Below are 15,245 nucleotides of genomic sequence, written 5' to 3' on the forward strand. Positions count from 1 at the left end.
GCCCAGCCGGCATCCCCTAAGCCGGCTGGCGGCTAGCTACCGGCCTAGCCCACCAGACTGGGACCGCCATAGAGCAGTTCATCGTCTGCGGAAACGGCTAACCACTCTGTGTTGTTGTTTTTGCGCAATTCCTAAGGGAAAGCGCACCGCGCTTTTCCCCGGAAAGCCGTACACACTTTTCCTGGATTGCTTTAGTGGCGCGCCGAGCTTCTCGTTCTGGGTTCCCTGGCAACAATTCTGACGGGTACCGATTTGACGGCGGGGACGTGAGCCTTCTTGGCCCGGTGCCACAGAGGAACCAGGGGATTGAGTTCCGGATAATAACCGGCGCAGTTGCCTTCGGGCACGGAGTAGGGGGTGATGCGCAAACCTCGAACCCGCCGCTCCACGCCATCATCGGCATGGGTTTCCAGATCGATTTCCTGCCCGGCGCTCAATCCGAACCGCTGAATGTCGGCCTCGTTCATCAACAGGACCATGCGTGTGCCGTGTATGCCGCGCAGTCTGTCATTGTACCCATAGACGGTGGTATTGAACTGGTCATTGGAGCGCACCGTTATCAGCGTCAGCACATTGTGACCCGAAACATCGATGTCCGGGTCTGTTTCAAGCGTCGTCGGCAGCTTGAAATTGGCTTTCTTGTTCGGCGTCTCCCAGACCCGTTTCGAGGCCTTGATATCGCGGTGAAAGCCTCCCGGCGTCAGGAACCGCTTGTTGAACTCACGAAAATGCTGCGGGTAACAACGCTCGATCTCATCGCGGATAAGGGAATAATCGGCGACCCATTTATCCCACGGGATCGAACTCACCCCCGATACGGTGGCCTTGGCCAGTTCCGCCACGATCTTCGGTTCGGAAAGCAGATGCGGTGAAGCCGGCGGACGCGAACCGAAGGAGCCGTGGATACAGGCGGTGGAGTCCTCCATCGAAACGGTCTGGTCGCCGCTCGCCTGATGGTCCCTTTCCAGCCGCGACAGGCAGGGCAGCAGATAGGTCACCGCCCCTGGCAGCAGATGGCTGCGGTTGAGCTTGGTGGCGACTTCGACATGCAGCCCAAGCCGACGCCATGCTTTCTCGATCAGGCCGGTTTCGGGAACGGCGCGAACGAAATTGCCGCCGAGTCCGATGAAGCCTTTCACCGAGCCGGCGATGACGCCCTCGCAGGCCTCGACCGTGTCGAGACCCTTCTCGCGTGGCGGCTCGAAATCATAGAACCGGGCGAACTTGTCGAGCGGGACGAGCTCGGGCTTTTCGGATATGCCGACAGTGCGCTGGCCCTGGACATTGGAATGGCCACGCAGCGGTGAAATGCCGGCGCCGGGCTTTCCCATGTTGCCGCGCATGAGCAGCAGGTTGCATAGCATCTGGACGTTCTCGGTACCGTGCCGGTGCTGTGTCAAACCCATGCCGTAATTGCCGATCACCGCATTGGAGCGGCTGTAGACCTCGGCGACATGTTCGAGATCCGCCTGCGTTATTCCCGAGCGCCTGACGACTTCGTCCCACCTGGCGGCCCGCAGGTAAGCTTCGAATTCGGCAAAACCATCCGTGTGCTCGGCAATGAAATCGACGTCGAGGACGCGCGAATTCCCGTGTTCCCGTGCCGCGTCGTCGAGCGCCAGCACCGCCTTGGCGATGCCGGTCATGGCGGCGATATCGCCGCCGCTGCGGACCTGGAAGAAGTCGCTGGACATCTTCGTGCCGGGCCCCGGCGACAGCATCTCAAGGGGATCTTGCGGATTCTTGAAGCGCTTCAGCCCCCTTTCCGGCAAGGGATTGAAGGTGAACACCGGCACCCCGCGTTGACGAGCCTCTTGCAGCGGATGCAGCAGCCGCGGCGCCGTCACCCCGGTGTTGTGGCCAAAAAAGAACATCATGTCGCACTGGGAGAAGTCCTCGAGCTGCACGGTTCCAACCGGCGAGCCGATCGATTCGGGCAGCCCGACCGAGGTCGATTCGTGGCACATGTTGGAAGAATCGGGCAGGTTCGATGAGCCATAGATACGCGCAAAGAGCTGATACATGAACGAAGCCTCCAGCGAGGCCCGGCCGGATGTGTAGAAGACGACCGATTTCGGATCGAGCCGCCGCAGCTCCATGCCGATCTCGAGGAATGCGTCATCCCAGGAAACCGGTTCATAGCGGTCGGTGACGGCATTGTAGCGTAGGGAATCCGTAAGCCTACCCTGTTTTTCGAGGTCACGATCCGGCCAGTCGAGCAGTTCGGTGACCGTATGTCGTGCGAAGAAATCCGGGCCGCAACGCAGCTTTGTCTGATCCCACATGGTCGCCTTCGCGCCATTTTCGCAGAACTCGAAGGGCCGCGGATCGGCCGGCTTGGCCCATGAACAGGAAACGCACATGTAGCCATCGGCCTTGTTCTGCTTGAGCAGCGTGCTCCATATGCCCGACATCAGCAGGCCTTCGCCGTATGCCTTGCGGACCAATGACCTCAGGGATCCCCATCCGCCCGTGGGATGGTTGTATTTTTTTGTTTCGATACGGTCGGTTACGGCAGGTTTCATCGAGATCGTCCTTGAAGAACCGATACCGAACCTCGCCCGTCACCGATTGTTCCCGCGGCTCCGTGCAGTGTTGGGGTCGAATCTTGCGGGTCGAAGCCGACGTGACCGAGGAGCGATCGCGGCCGGTCGTGGAACTATTTTCGTGATCGGCTGTTCGGCTTGGGAAGGGAGCCTGGCAATGGTGCGACGCAATGCAGTGCTTTCGCTCGTGATAGCCGCCATCATCATCATCGGCTTCCTCATAGGGTTTCTCTATGCCGATATGGGCTGGCATACCTCGCCACTGACGCGGGCGCCTGAACAGAACCGGGGCGGTAACGCGCCGACGGATACTTCGCCAGCCGCGGGCGTCCGGAAAAGTCCCCAGGAAAACACCGAAATGCCGGGGCAGCAGTAGCGACCTCGAACGGGATCCCGCGCGAAAGGATGTCATGCTGTCAGATCCTACCGTGCTGATCTTGATGTATTTTCTGCTGCCGGTCTGGTTGGCCGCCGGATTTGCCGACTGGCTCTGCCATCGCGCCTCTCACATCGAATCGACGACAGGCGCCAAGGAATCGTTGATCCACCTTCTGATGTTCGCCGAGGTCGGAATACCTTTGCTGGCCGCCATGTTTCTTGACGTGAATGCTCTCATCATTCTCGTCATGATCGTTACCTTCTTCGTCCACGAGGCGACAGCGATGTGGGACGTCAGCTACGCCACCACCGCCCGCACCGTCACGCCGATCGAGCAGCACGTTCACAGCTTCCTCGAGATGATCCCGCTGATGGGGCTGGTCAGCGTCATTTCCCTCCACTGGGGACAGTTCCTCGCCTTGTTCGGGGCAGGGACGGAAACCGCGCGCTTCGAACTTGTCTGGAAATCGCAGCAGCTGCCGGTGATCTACATTGCCTGCGTGATGGCCGTGATCCTGCTTTTCGAACTGCTTCCCTATCTGGAAGAGCTCGTCAGGGGATTGCGGGCCAACGCCGGGAAACTGATCCCGTCGAAGGCCAGGCGAGGAGATCCGGGCCAGACGACATGGCGTTGACACGGATCGCGCGGCAGCACCCCTCCAGCCGCCGGCGTCGGATATCCCGCCGGTCCGCAATGCCAGCATCCTTGTGCGGAACATTTCTGCCGGGCTGGCCATTGAGCGAGCGGGCATGGCAGCGATGGGGAGTGCGATGATGGGATTTCTATCCGACCTCGACAAGAAACTGACGGACAATGTCTACGAACATGGCAGCCAGCTCACCGATTCCGCCGCGGATCTCCCGCAGACGGTCGGCGAAATTGTCGAACGGCTGATGCCTTTCGTCCAACCTGAGGCGCGCGAGACGGTCAAGGCTCAGATTCTGGGCCTGATCCACGAGTACAAAGCCGAGCGCACCCGGAGCGCCGCCGAGCAGGATCATCCAGACTAAACTACCCGTTCTGGTCTATCGCGTGAGGCGCCGGCTGGCTGCCGCCCCCGCTGCCCGATGTATCGCGACCGAACCATATCCAAGCCGCGACAAGCACAATCACCACGATGGCTATCCAGGCAATGAGACGGGGCATCGAGGGGTCCTTCCCTGCCAGTCGATCGTTCGGGCGGCGCGGCGATCAGGATGGAAGTCGAACCGCCCGACTCCTCGTTAATCCGATTGCCGATCCTTTGTTCCGCTCGAGCTGGTCCCCGTCGCTGCCGCTTGGCACCTGCCGCGGCCGACAGAATTGCACTCCGTGCTGGGCTCGATCGTGGCCTCGGTTGACGGGGAGGGCGGGCGCGCTAGATCAAAACTTGCGCCGAACATGGTTCTCGTTGGTGGGGGAGGTCATTCGTGTGGCGGATCCAACGCCGGCTCTAACCCTTAGCAGCTATCGCCTTGGCCGCAACAGCGCGTGCCTGCTGTTGCTCATGGCCATGTCGACCGCGTGCTCGTCCTCGGACCAGATCGAACAGCAATCCCGAACTGCCGCCTCGACGGCGCAGACCGTATCAATGACGCTTGATGCCTGGGCGGCGGGAGCTGCCCCTTCCAAATATGCTTCGGGCACGCTGCAATCGGCCGGCACGACGCTGGCCGATATCGACGCGAAGATCCGATCGGCCACTACGGCTGAACCTGCCGAGCAGGCTGCGTTGGCGGCGGCGGTCAAGGACCTGTCGATCGCGGTGGACCGCGCCCAGGCGGGAGTGCAAGCGGACCGCCCCCCGCAAGTGCAGGAGGCTCAAGAAGATATTCGGACGGCCACGCGCTCCCTGGCCGCCGCTTACTTCAGATATTTCGCGCCGAAGCCATGAAGAAGCTCCTGGAAATATCGCTGGGCATCGTCACCAGTGTTGGCGGCTTCCTGGAAGTCGGATCGATGGCGACGGCAGCCCAGGCAGGTGCGACCTTCGGGTTTCAGCTGATCTGGGCGGTGGTTCTCGGCACCATCTGCATCATTTTTCTGGTCGAGATGGCCGGCCGGTTTGCCGCCGTGAGCCATCACACCATCTCCGACGGGATCCGGGAACGATTTGGCTTCAACGTTTCGCTATGGCCATTGCTTGCCGCCCTGCTGGTCAATTTCATGGTGCTGTCCGCCGAGATCGGTGGTGTTGCCATCGCGCTCGAACTTGCCACCGGCATTGGCTTCCAATGGTGGGCTTTACCCGTGGCTTTGATGGCATGGCTGTTGCTGTGGAAAGGCACGTTCGGGCTGATCGAGAAAGGCGTGTCGATACTCGGCCTCGTGACGCTGTGCTTCGTGGTCGCAGCGGTGATGCTGAAGCCCGATTGGACAGCTGTCGCGTCCGGCGCGGTGCCTACACTGCCGACCCATGATGCGGCGAGTTACTGGTTCATGGCGGTCAGCATCCTTGGCGCTTCGATATCGCCTTACCTGTTCATGTTCTATTCCTCGGGGGCGATCGAGGACCAGTGGGACAGAAGCTATCTCGGAACCAATCGGGCCATCGCCGGACTGGGCATGGCCTTTGGCGGCACCATTTCGATCGGCGTCTTGATGGTGGCCGCGCTCGTGCTTGCAACGCACGGCATCGATCAGGTCGACGACTATCATCAATTACCGTTGATGCTGATCCCGATATTCGGCTTCTGGGGGTTCGTCCTGTTCGTTGCCTCGCTCGCCATCGCTTGCTTCGGCGCCGCACTCGAGGTTGGGCTGCAACAGGCTTATCTGGTGGCGCAAGGGTTTGGATGGAACTGGGGCGAAAACCTCAAGCCACGCGACGATCCTGGCTTCAGTGCCGTCTACACGGTATCATTGTTTCTGGCCGCCATCCCCATCATGCTTGGGCTCGATCCGCTGAAGCTCACCATTTTTTCCATGGCGCTGACCGCCGCCAGCCTGCCGCTGACGGTAATTCCTTTCCTTTTCCTGCTGAACGACAAGCGCTATGTCGGCGAGCACCGCAACGGCATTGTCTCGAATGCCGCGGTGATCTTCATCATCGGGCTTGGTTTCGTGCTCGCCGTGGTGACCATTCCCCTGCAGATATTCGGAGGCACGTGATGGATTTGCTGCGCGACATCCTCGACAAGCAGATCGTCGACCGCGAGCAGGTCAAGATCGGCAAGATCGACGGCCTGGTGGCGGAGTTGCGGCCGGGCAAGCCGCCGAGGATCATCGCGGTCGAGCTCGGCTCCGTCACCTTGGCGCGTCGCCTCGGCGTACGGCCAGGGCGTTGGATGACGCAGCTCGCGGCAGCGTGGGGCGGCAAACGCCATCGCAAGCCGCACCGGATCGCCTGGAAGAAGGTCCAGGACATAGGCGTCGACATCCAGTTCGATATCGATGTGCGCGAAACCTCGATCTTCGCCTGGCAGGACTGGCTGCGCGACCATGTCATCGGACGCATTCCGGGAGCTTGATGATGTCCACCGTCAACCTCGAACATCTGGCCGGACGACGCGTTCTCTCGCGGCAAGGCGAAAGCATCGGCTATATCGAGGAGATACGAGCCGAACCGGCCGGCGACGACTTCGTCGTTACCGAATTCCATGTCGGTATCTACGCCGCTTTCGAGCGTCTCTCGGCCTCGACCATCGGTACGGCGGTGCTGGATTTCTTCCGGCTGCGCCGTCGCGACGGCCTGTACCGTATTCCCTGGGACAAGCTCGACATCTCCGATCCTGCACGGCCGCGGCTGCTGTGTTCGACAACGGAACTTTCCGGCATGAAGGGCGCCCCCGAATTTCATCCACGAGGGAGGCAGGATCGATGACGACCCAGGCGGACGGCCGCGCGAAAGTGCTCGAACTCAGCCAAGAGTTGTCTGCTGCTGTCTGCACTCAGGATGATGCGCCTTACCGCAGCAGGCTGGCTGCCAGGAACACCGCGGCCGCTATCAGCACGACGGCCGCAATCATCATTAGCGGCCAGTTGCTGCGGGGCTGCAGTTCGGGCTCGTTCTCCACCGGCCGCATCGCGTTGGCGAAGCTGGCATCGTTTTCGAATTTTGGCCGGAGAGAACGCTGCGGACCTGCTTCAGTGACCGGGTTCTGCGTGTCCGCCGCCTCGGCGTCGGTCTCGAACGGGGCAACTGCAGGATCGAATCCGGGCGTTTTGTCCCGTGTGGCTCCGGCCTGAACTTCTCCCCTGGCTGCGGCAGGTGTGGAATTTGAAATCTTGGCCATGAACTCTCCTCGGAACCCAATTCGGCAAGTTCGCTCGGTCGACAGATTGACGCTCATGGGTCGCATTTAAAATCAAATCTCGCAGCCGCCGATTTGTTCCGCGCCGCGGTCCCGATGTTGAAGGTCTCCTGGCCGGCTGTGGGGCCTGTCCGAAGGCGCTTGCAGCGCATCGCACGGTGCCGGAACAAAGCCCATCCTGGCTTGTTAGGGCGCATCGTAAGTTCGCGCATCGACAAGGACAAAGCCAATGAAAACGCGACACCTTCTTGCCTCGCTCGCCGCTGCTTCCATGCTTATCGCAATGCCTGCTTTGGCTGCTGCCGACAGCGCCCAGGATTTCGTCGACAAGGCCGCCGTCGGCGGCAAGTTCGAAGTCGACTCAAGCAAGATTGCCCAGGACAAGGCCCAGGATCAAAGCATCAAGAATTTCGCGCAGACGATGATCCGGGACCACGGCGCGGCCAACGCCAAGCTGGAAACAATTGCCGGCGAACAGAAGTTGAAGATGCCGACGGCGCTCGATGCGCAGCATCAGGCCGATCTGGATAAGCTCCAGAACGCACAGCCGCCAATCGATCCGGCCTATGTGGACATGCAGCGCAAGGCGCACGCCGATGCCGTCAATCTGTTTGAAAGCTACGGCCGCGACGGCGACAACGCGGCCCTCAAGACGTTCGCCCAGCAGACGGTCGATACGTTGAAGATGCATCGGCAGATGATCGAAAAGATCGCCGCCGGCCAGGACTCCATCACGGGAGCGACAACGCCCGCTGTGAAAACCACGAACACGCCCAATGCCGCGGCCCTGGTGCCCGGCGCAAACAGTTTCACCGAGACCCAGGCAAAGAGCCGCATCGAGGATGCCGGCTATTCCAATGTGTCGAAGCTTGCCAAGGACGATCAAGGCATCTGGCGCGGCCAGGCGACCAAGTCAGGCCAAAGTGTCGCCGTCGGGCTCGACTATCAGGGCAACGTCGTCGCCGACAGCAAATGAGCCCGATCAGGAGATATCAAAATGAAAACCGTAACTGCACTGTTCGACAACTATGACGACGCAGCCGACGCGGTCGGCGAACTGGAAGCGTCCGGAGTGCCACATTCCGATATCAGCATCATCGCCAACAACTCGGATGGCTGGTACGAGAGAGATCGTTCCGAAGCCGCTGAAGATGCCGCGAGCGGTGCAGGGATAGGGGCCGTGGTCGGTGGCGCCGGCGGTTTGCTGACAGGGTTGGGCGTCATGGCCGTTCCGGGCGTCGGACCTGTGGTTGCGGCCGGATGGCTTGCCGCTACCGCCACCGGGGCGGTTGCCGGCGCGGTGGCTGGTGGTGCGGCGGGCGGTATCATTGGCGCTCTGACGGATTCGGGCGTTTCCGAAAACGATGCAAATGTCTATGCAGAGGGCGTACGTCGTGGCGGTACGCTGGTGACGGCCAAGGTGGACGATGGGCTTGTTCCGGAAGCCGAGGACATTCTGGGTCAGTCCAGCTCGGTTGACGTGATGGAACGCCGCAGGGCTTACGAGGCGGATGGCTGGACCGGCTTTGACGTCAACGCGGGCGACTATGTCCCTGAGCGCGACGGCGGCAGGGCAATAAACCGGCCCTGAAGAACAAGCCTGCCAGGGCGGCGGGGCACTTTGCAGCCAGGCCGGCGTGGGTGCCTCGCCCGAAATTGATCTTCGGGACATGTGCGAGGGATGTTTGGACCGCTGATTAAGTTTGCTGTGGGCCACGGTAGCTACAATCAATCCTTGTCCTGATGATAGAGCCGATCGGTGGCTCGATCGCTTTCTCTGCGTTCTGCGGGACCGCGGCGACGTCGGGTGACAATGACGTAGGCCAGCAATACGAGCAGCAACAATGGCCCGCCGGCGACGACGATCAACCACATGACGCTTTCAAACATGGGACGTCTCCTTTCCCTCACAACCGGCAAGGAGAAGAACCGTTCCGCGCGTGGACGACGGCGCCCGGATCAATCTGCCTTCAATTACCGGCCACGTTCGTAGGTTCCGACGAGTTCTGCCTGCTCCAGCAAATGTTTTTGCGCCTCCTGCCAGATACGCTCCACGCCCGTGCTTGCGGGGATAGCAAGGTTCGGCGTGTCGAGCGCCGCCAGCCGGAAGTGGTAGTGATGGACACCGTGGCCCGCAGGCGGTTCAGGGCCGTCGTAATAGGCGTTGCCGAAATCGTTCCGCGCTTGCCTGAGGGCCTGTGGACCCGGTCTGCCGCTTTCCGCTTCGGGCAACTCCTGCACCTCCGGCGAAATGTTGAACACCCCCCAATGGCCGAACATTCCGCTCGGCGCGTCGGGATCCTGGACGACAAGGACGAGGCTCTTTGTGCCGTCCGGTACCCCGGCCCACTTCAGAGGCGGAGATACGTTCTTGCCGTCACGAGTATAGGCTTCGGGGATCTCTCCGCCGTCGGCAAAGGCGGGGCTGCTGAGCGTCAGGGGCATGGTTGGCACTCCTTTGAGGGAACATTCGATCGCATCACCGCCGCGTCGCAAAGCGTGCCGGAATTGTTGCGGTCATCGAATTGCTTGCGAGCACGTTCCGGCGCGGCTCAAGCGCGCTGCGGCTCGAAAGGATTCTAAGATCCCGTCATAAGCGGCTTGAGGACGAATATGGCCAAGAGGCCAATAAAAAACACGGCGGCGATCACGACACCCCAGGTGATGAGCTTTCCGGTACCGCGTTGCTCTTCCTCGCGAGACAGGTCTTCCGGCATTGCGCGGATCCTCCTGTAAGGTTCGGTGATTTTAACAACCTGTTTTGTCGAGGTCCCGGCAGCCAAATCCAGAGCAGGACCCGCAGTTCAACTCGAACGCACCCCGCTCTGGACAGGAAGGCTGCCGGGCGCTTAGCGCCGGGCTGCCCCGCGGCTAAGCGGCTTTCTCAAGAGCCCGCTCATTGACCCCGCCTTCGCCTAAGCCTGTAAGCGCTTCATCGGTTGCCACTTCCTCTTTGAGCGTCTCGTTGAGGAGCTTGACCGCGTCGCTCTTGCCAAGCTGTTCAGCCCACGCGATCAACGTGCCGTAGCGTGCGATTTCATAGTGCTCGACCGCCTGTGCCGCTCCGACCAGTCCTGCATCCAATGCTGGGTCGCCCTTATAGTCGTCGAGAATCTCCGAACCCTCTTCGAGAATGCCGTCGATTGCCGGACAGGTCTTGCCGCGGGCTGGCTTGTCCATCAGGTCGAACACCTGTTCGAGGCGGTCGACCTGGCCTTCGGTTTCCACGCGATGTTTCTCGAACGCCGCCGCGACCTCCTCGGACTCGGCACCCTTGGCCATCTTGGGCAGCGCCTTTAGTATTTTCTTTTCGGCGTAATAAATATCCTTCAGCCCGTCGAGGAACAGGGCTTCCAGCCCTTTCGTCGCCGCCTTCTTCGCAGTCGCCATGTCTTCGTCTCCCTAAGGTTGTCATGAAAGCTCCACCACCGGTGTAGCTTTCCATAACCTTGAACACGGGCCGTTGTTCCCGCCGGATCGAGACAAAGACAAGGACGGCCGTATCTCACACGATCGCACTGTCCCAGCTGACATAGTGCGCATCGCTTGACGCTGGCTGCGGTCCAGCTACCTCTCACCAGCCGGCTGGAGAGAGTGCGTAGCGGGTTTTCGACCTTCTAGTCTAGGTTCGGCCCGCACGCGTGCTGGCGGCCTTCTGCGCTGCTTTCTTTCTTCCGGCAGCACCCTTGGTGCGGACCGCCTTGCGTGCGGCGGCGGACCGGCCTGCAGTGCCCTTCGTCTCCGAGGCTTTCTTGGCTGCGGCCGAGCGCTCCTCGGCCGTCCGGCGCGACGCCGCCTGCTTGGTCTGTCTTGAAAGCGCCTCATGGGATGCCGTGTTCTTCGGCTCGTGCTCGAGAACCTCGGAAACGGCCTTCGAGACCTTGGGGCTGCGTTTTGGCTTACGTTCGCCCTGGCCAACTTCATAGGCGTATTCGGCGCTCTTGCGGGTGCTCTCCTTGACGCTTCGTTTCTTGGGCGGAGGCAGGTCGACGCCTGCGCGGCGCGCCTCCGAAAGACCGATGGCGGTCGCCTGCTTGGTCGAGCGCGCGCCGTGCTTGCCGCGACGGACCTTCTCGATCTCGTCATGCACGAATTCGCCGGCCTGCGTGGTGGGCGATTTACCTTCGCGCTTGTCTTTTTTCGCTTTCTCGATGGTTTTCTTATCCGGCATCGCTTTCTCCTCGTTGGATACAGCGGGACAGATGGCGGTGCGACGTCGCGACCTCCAGAAAACCTAACGCATCGATGGCGCGAATGATCCGGAGGAAAAGAGACTTTCTCCGGCGACAATCTACAGATCGGCCGGACGCCACGAGAGCGCCGACAGCGTCGCGAGACAGAGCGCGGCAAATACAATCGCGGTATTTACCGCATGAGAATATTCCCATTGCTGCCTGAGCGCTTCCCAGTTTGCGGGAATTGTCGTCCAGTTCTGCGTCGCCTGGTTGGCAGGGAGCGTCCAGACAACGAAGATCGCGAGCATGATCGCGAAACACAGCGCGGCAAGCAGGGCGAGCCAAAAGGGCCAAGCCTGTGAGCGCACGGAGATCGCCAACAATGCGTTCACGATCAGCGCGGCAGGCCAGAGCAATCCAAGGATCGCCCATCCGTAATAGATGCCTTGGACGGTGAAATATTCCGGCTGCGGCAGAGATATCTTGTTGGGGAGAGCTGCGAGATGGGCCCCTGCCGGGATGAGCGCGAGGGCCGAAATGACAATGGCGAGAAATTGCAGAACCCTGACTGTCATGGAAGCTTCTCCGCGGAATGATTTTTAACGCGCCGACGACCCAATCGATCTGGCTCTCTGATGAGGCGTTGGCGCCGGCGTCACGCGGGCAGTTGGCGCAGGAACCATTGGATCGCGAGGTCCGCCACTTCTTCCATCGCGCCGGGCTCCTCGAACAGGTGCGTCGCAGCCGGAACGATGGCCAGCTCCTTTTCACACCGCAGCGCCGCGAACGCCGAACGGTTGAGCGCAATCACCTGCGTGTCTGCGCCGCCGACCACGAGCAGCGTTGGTGCCCGGACGCGGGGCAGGGCAGGTGCCGCAAGATCCGGACGCCCGCCGCGCGAGACGACGGCGGCCGCCCGATCCGGGCGCTCTGCCGCAGCCATCAGCGCCGCGGCAGCCCCTGTGCTCGCGCCGAAATAACCGACGCGCAGCGCCGACGTTTCCTCGGACATGTGCAGCCAATCGGTGACCTGAACCAGGCGATCGGCGAGCAAGCGAATGTCGAACCGCAACTCGGCGGTAATCTGGTCGATACGCTCCTCTTCGGTCGTCAACAGGTCGATGAGCAACGTGGCGAGTTCCGCCTCGTTCAGCCGTCCGGCCACATAGCGGTTGCGTGGGCTGTGCCGGCTGCTGCCGCTGCCGTGAGCGAAGAGGACGAGCCCACGGGCTTCCTGCGGCAGCGACAGGTTGCCTGCGAGCATTGCGCCGCCGGCGGGAACCTGCACGGCCTTCTCGTTTGTCTTCAGGACTGAGACCATGGCGATCTCCAATTCAATTGGATCGGGCCCTAAACCCCGAACGGATAGGTCTCCGCGAGCTCGCCGGCGTCCCATTGCGAGCTGCGCTCCAGCGGCTCAACCGCCCGCGTCTCGTCGAAATGCAGCAGCATGTCGAATTGCGCGGCAAGGTCGGCATGGAAGTAGTGGCTGGCCCGTTCGGTCTCAGGGCGGTAGATGACGCCGATCGCGCGCTCCAGGAGCCGTCGCGGCAGGGCTTCGCCGTCGCCGCGCAGATCCAGCTGGAAGCGATCAGCCGGGACTGCATGCAGCAGCGCCTCATAGCTGCGCGCCAGGGCAGGCCGGACAACCTTGCGCTCCGCGGGGCCGTCCCAGTTCGATGCCGCCGTCACCGTTCCTTGATACGTCGTGAAGCCGACGAGGAAGGCGTCGCGCTGATGCTTTTCGCGGATAAGCTGTCCGAGGTTGATTTCGCCATGCAGGCTCCTGTCCGTCGCCCTGGCGTCGCCGAGATGGGAGTTATGCGCCCAAACCACGATCTTCGGCGGCCGCCCGAGCCGGCCGAGATGAGCGGTGAGAGCTTCGAACGTCTCGGCCATGTGCCGGTCACGCAGGTTCCAGGTCGATTCGGGCGCCAGGAACATGGCGCGATAATAGGCCTCCGCATTCTTCACCAGGCGGGCGTTTTGCTGCGCCGCGAAGAGTTCGTCCGCGATGGCGCCTTCGCGCGGCTCGGCCTTCGCCGGGCGCCGCTTCAGCATCTCGACCAGCTGTGCGACCACAGCCTCCTGGCAAGGTTTATCGACCTCATTGCCGGCTATGAAGCCATAAGCCTGCGGGTCAGGGCCGAAATGGTCGAAACAGGCATAGCGGCGACGCGCGATCTCCGCCGCGGCCGGGTCGGCCTTTTCGAGATAGCGCAGCACAGCCTTCATCGCGCCATGCAGGGCATAGAGGTCGAGGCCGTAGAACCCGGCTTTCGGATTGCCCTTGCCGGGCGCTTCATTGTGCCGGCGCAGCCATTCGACAAAATCGACGACGACCCTGTTCCGCCACATCCAGATCGGGAAGCGCCGGAAATCGGCGAGCGCCTCTTCGGCGTCGATATCCTCGCCTGTTCCCTGAACATAGCGGTTGACCCGGTATGTGTCGGGCCAGTCGGCTTCGACAGCGACGGCGGCAAAACCCTGCTCCTCGATCAGCCGCCGCGTGATCCGCGCGCGCTCCTGATAGAATTCGTGTGTGCCGTGCGAAGCTTCACCGAGCAACACGAAGCGCGCCTCGCCGATCGCCGCCAAGAGCTCGTCGTAGTCTCGCGCGTCTCCGGAGAGCCGAACGACGTGCTTGTGCAATCGGTTTGCCGTATTCTGCGGCGCATCGCGGCCGGACGGTGCGGTTGGTCGCCCCGCCTTGGCGAGAAGGGCGCGGACCTCGTCGTCGCTGGTTTGGGAGAAATCTTCATACCAGCGCCCGACGCCGATGAGCGGCTGCGGCGTCGTCGCACAGACGACCTCGTCGGCCTCGCTCTCCATCGCCTCGCAGGTGTCGGGACTGCCGACCGGAACGGCCGCAACGATACGGGCAGGCCGCTTTCCGCGCAGCGCCCTGACCGCCGCGCGCATGGTCGACCCAGTGGCGAGCCCATCGTCCACGAGAATGACGATTCGATCCTCCACAAGGAGCGGTACCCGCTCGCCGCGATAGAGGTGCTCGCGGCGTAAAAGCTCCCTCTCCTCGCTGGCAGTGACCGCATCGATGACGTGGGCCGGCACAGCGAGGCCTTCCACGATCTCGTCGTTCAGGACGCGTACGCCGGAGGTCGCGATTGCGCCCATGGCCAACTCTTCGTAACCGGGAACGCCGAGCTTGCGTACGACGAAAACGTCGAGCGGTGCCTTCAATGCCTGTGCGACTTCGTAGGCGACAGGCACGCCGCCGCGCGGCAGCGCCAGCACGGTGACATCATCGCGCGCTGCGAAGTGGCCGAGCTTATCAGCGAGAACGCGTCCTGCCTCGCGACGATCCGAAAAGACAATAGTCATGATCTCAAGCCCAATATTTGCGTCGCGCCCACCCTTTGGAGTCCCGCTGCAAGGCTTTGATTGGCCGAGGCCACACGGGGCGGCAAGGCGTGGCGCAGGCACATCATTGGCGTGTTCGTCGCCAAGAGTTCGAGCGGCGGGCATTCCCAAGCCATCCCCCACTGCGCCGATGCTCGGAAACGGCCTAATCCCCCAAGGGTTCCGTGTCGCTCCGGTGCGGCTAGTCCGGATCGCTCCAAAAGCGTTGCCTTTGTTTCCGGAGGGAACAAAGCGGCCTGCCGGAGATTGGGGCACGCAGGAGGAGTTTCCAATGGACAAGGAAGAACTCATAAAGCGACGAGCCTACGAGATCTGGGAGCGCGAAGGCCGCCCGCCGGGCCGAGAGCAGGAGCATTGGGACCAGGCCGTGCGGGAAATAGAGGCGGAAGGATCGGAAGCCGAGCGCGGTCCGGTGGTGCCCGATCCGACCATCGGCAGCGGGTCGGAGCCTCGAAGCTCCTGAAGCGACGTCACTTGCCGCCAAGGAGGAAAAATGCGTCGACCGACTGTTCATTCCGTCGACGCATTCGAG

20 protein-coding genes are annotated in these 15,245 nt (G+C 61.9%); 10 read left to right on the forward strand and 10 right to left on the reverse strand.

Going from position 1 to position 15,245, the window contains the following annotated elements; genetic code table 11:
* Positions 1-191 precede the first annotated feature (191 nt).
* On the reverse strand, positions 192-2,525 hold the full coding sequence (locus FJ951_RS12140; RefSeq protein ID WP_140515212.1) for an FdhF/YdeP family oxidoreductase: 2,334 nt from the start codon (positions 2,523-2,525) through the stop codon (positions 192-194).
* Positions 2,526-2,703: 178 nt separating this feature from the next.
* On the opposite strand from FJ951_RS12140, the gene FJ951_RS12145 reads away from it, so the two are divergent.
* The 7 genes from FJ951_RS12145 to FJ951_RS12175 all read left to right on the forward strand — a co-directional run bounded on the left by FJ951_RS12145 (position 2,704) and on the right by FJ951_RS12175 (position 6,727).
* Positions 2,704-2,922 carry a hypothetical protein gene (locus tag FJ951_RS12145; RefSeq protein ID WP_140515213.1) on the forward strand — a complete coding sequence of 73 codons (219 nt, stop codon included), beginning with the start codon at positions 2,704-2,706 and terminating at the stop codon, positions 2,920-2,922.
* A 34-nt stretch (positions 2,923-2,956) separates the two neighbouring features.
* Positions 2,957-3,559: a diguanylate cyclase gene (locus FJ951_RS12150; RefSeq protein ID WP_140515214.1), complete on the forward strand. Its 603-nt coding sequence runs from the start codon at positions 2,957-2,959 to the stop codon at positions 3,557-3,559.
* 136 nt (positions 3,560-3,695) lie between these two features.
* The gene (locus FJ951_RS12155; RefSeq protein ID WP_140515215.1) at positions 3,696-3,935 is read left to right on the forward strand and encodes a hypothetical protein; all 240 of its coding nucleotides are present in this window, start codon (positions 3,696-3,698) and stop codon (positions 3,933-3,935) included.
* 401 nt (positions 3,936-4,336) lie between these two features.
* Entirely contained in the window at positions 4,337-4,798 is a 462-nt protein-coding gene (locus FJ951_RS12160) for a hypothetical protein (RefSeq protein ID WP_140515216.1), read from the forward strand.
* Positions 4,795-6,015: an Nramp family divalent metal transporter gene (locus tag FJ951_RS12165; protein ID WP_140515217.1), complete on the forward strand. Its 1,221-nt coding sequence runs from the start codon at positions 4,795-4,797 to the stop codon at positions 6,013-6,015. Before FJ951_RS12160 ends, FJ951_RS12165 begins: the two co-directional genes overlap by 4 nt.
* Complete coding sequence (locus FJ951_RS12170; protein ID WP_140515218.1) at positions 6,015-6,374, forward strand: hypothetical protein; 360 nt, start codon at positions 6,015-6,017, stop codon at positions 6,372-6,374. The genes FJ951_RS12165 and FJ951_RS12170 overlap by 1 nt, the downstream gene beginning before the upstream one ends.
* Positions 6,375-6,376: 2 nt before the next feature.
* The gene (locus FJ951_RS12175; RefSeq protein ID WP_140497446.1) at positions 6,377-6,727 is read left to right on the forward strand and encodes a hypothetical protein; all 351 of its coding nucleotides are present in this window, start codon (positions 6,377-6,379) and stop codon (positions 6,725-6,727) included.
* A gap of 82 nt (positions 6,728-6,809) precedes the next feature.
* Here the strand turns inward: FJ951_RS12175 and FJ951_RS12180 are convergent, their stop codons facing one another.
* Entirely contained in the window at positions 6,810-7,139 is a 330-nt protein-coding gene (locus FJ951_RS12180; RefSeq protein WP_140515219.1) for a hypothetical protein, read from the reverse strand.
* A 247-nt stretch (positions 7,140-7,386) separates the two neighbouring features.
* Here FJ951_RS12180 and FJ951_RS12185 point away from each other — a divergent pair, with 247 nt between their 5' ends.
* Complete coding sequence (locus FJ951_RS12185) at positions 7,387-8,133, forward strand: DUF4142 domain-containing protein (protein WP_140515220.1); 747 nt, start codon at positions 7,387-7,389, stop codon at positions 8,131-8,133.
* Between the two features lie 21 nt (positions 8,134-8,154).
* Positions 8,155-8,748, forward strand: a complete 594-nt coding sequence (locus FJ951_RS12190; protein WP_140497452.1) for a general stress protein — start codon at positions 8,155-8,157, stop codon at positions 8,746-8,748.
* Positions 8,749-8,885: 137 nt separating this feature from the next.
* Here the strand turns inward: FJ951_RS12190 and FJ951_RS12195 are convergent, their stop codons facing one another.
* From FJ951_RS12195 to FJ951_RS12225, 8 genes are all read right to left on the reverse strand, one after another.
* Positions 8,886-9,047 carry a hypothetical protein gene (locus FJ951_RS12195; RefSeq protein ID WP_140497454.1) on the reverse strand — a complete coding sequence of 54 codons (162 nt, stop codon included), beginning with the start codon at positions 9,045-9,047 and terminating at the stop codon, positions 8,886-8,888.
* Positions 9,048-9,131: 84 nt separating this feature from the next.
* A complete protein-coding gene (locus tag FJ951_RS12200; RefSeq protein ID WP_140497456.1) occupies positions 9,132-9,602 on the reverse strand; it encodes a YbhB/YbcL family Raf kinase inhibitor-like protein in 471 nt (156 codons plus the stop codon).
* Between the two features lie 134 nt (positions 9,603-9,736).
* Positions 9,737-9,874 (reverse strand): hypothetical protein, encoded by a 138-nt coding sequence (locus FJ951_RS28420; RefSeq protein WP_181167175.1) that lies wholly within the window; start codon positions 9,872-9,874, stop codon positions 9,737-9,739.
* 154 nt (positions 9,875-10,028) lie between these two features.
* Positions 10,029-10,547 (reverse strand): ferritin-like domain-containing protein, encoded by a 519-nt coding sequence (locus tag FJ951_RS12205; protein WP_140497458.1) that lies wholly within the window; start codon positions 10,545-10,547, stop codon positions 10,029-10,031.
* A gap of 232 nt (positions 10,548-10,779) precedes the next feature.
* Positions 10,780-11,328, reverse strand: a complete 549-nt coding sequence (locus FJ951_RS12210) for a DUF6496 domain-containing protein (RefSeq protein WP_140515221.1) — start codon at positions 11,326-11,328, stop codon at positions 10,780-10,782.
* 120 nt (positions 11,329-11,448) lie between these two features.
* Positions 11,449-11,907 (reverse strand): DUF1772 domain-containing protein, encoded by a 459-nt coding sequence (locus tag FJ951_RS12215; protein WP_140515222.1) that lies wholly within the window; start codon positions 11,905-11,907, stop codon positions 11,449-11,451.
* An 80-nt stretch (positions 11,908-11,987) separates the two neighbouring features.
* Positions 11,988-12,653, reverse strand: a complete 666-nt coding sequence (locus FJ951_RS12220) for a dienelactone hydrolase family protein (protein WP_140515223.1) — start codon at positions 12,651-12,653, stop codon at positions 11,988-11,990.
* Positions 12,654-12,682: 29 nt separating this feature from the next.
* Positions 12,683-14,674 (reverse strand): erythromycin esterase family protein, encoded by a 1,992-nt coding sequence (locus FJ951_RS12225; RefSeq protein WP_246671722.1) that lies wholly within the window; start codon positions 14,672-14,674, stop codon positions 12,683-12,685.
* A gap of 310 nt (positions 14,675-14,984) precedes the next feature.
* On the opposite strand from FJ951_RS12225, the gene FJ951_RS12230 reads away from it, so the two are divergent.
* Positions 14,985-15,176 carry a DUF2934 domain-containing protein gene (locus FJ951_RS12230; protein WP_140515224.1) on the forward strand — a complete coding sequence of 64 codons (192 nt, stop codon included), beginning with the start codon at positions 14,985-14,987 and terminating at the stop codon, positions 15,174-15,176.
* The last annotated feature ends 69 nt before the right edge of the window (positions 15,177-15,245 follow it).

This window comes from Mesorhizobium sp. B2-2-3, assembly GCF_006442405.1.
Classification (GTDB): domain Bacteria; phylum Pseudomonadota; class Alphaproteobacteria; order Rhizobiales; family Rhizobiaceae; genus Mesorhizobium.